Raw genomic sequence first — 522 nt, 5'->3', positions numbered from 1 at the left:
TTTATTGCCAGCTTTCTACAAACTGGCTCAATCAGCTGGTTGTATTATTCCGATCGTTTGTTGGAGTTCCCGCTGGGGCTGTTTGGTATTGCGATTGCGACGGTGATTTTGCCTGCGCTGTCTCGTAAACATGTGGACTCGCAGAGCGAAGGTTTTGCACATACCATGGCTTGGGGCGTTCGCATGGTAACGCTGCTCGGGATTCCGGCGATGTTGGGTTTGATGGCGTTGGCGAAGCCGATGTTGATGGTGCTATTTATGCGCGGTGAGTTCTCTCCACAAGATGTGCACCAAGCGTCTCTGTCGTTGCTCGCTTACGCATCTGGCCTATTGAATTTCATGTTAATTAAAGTGTTGGCGCCAGGCTATTACTCACGTCAAGACACAAAAACGCCAGTGAAATACGGCATCATCGCGATGGTGACTAACATGGTGTTCAACGCAATTTTTGCCTATTTCTACGGTTACGTCGGCTTGGCTATTGCTACGGCATTGTCAGCGTTCGTCAACATGGCGCTGTTG

The 522-nt window shown here is 49.6% G+C and carries 1 protein-coding gene; it reads left to right on the top strand.

What is annotated here, in order from left to right:
* Window positions 1-522, top strand: a 522-nt coding sequence (murJ, locus tag R7093_RS27980) for a murein biosynthesis integral membrane protein MurJ (protein WP_318147378.1), incomplete at both ends; no start/stop codon positions are given.

The organism is Vibrio sp. 1580, from assembly GCF_033340055.1.
Note: the sequence above shows the minus strand (reverse complement) of the source record. Positions and strands in the feature narration are given on the sequence as shown.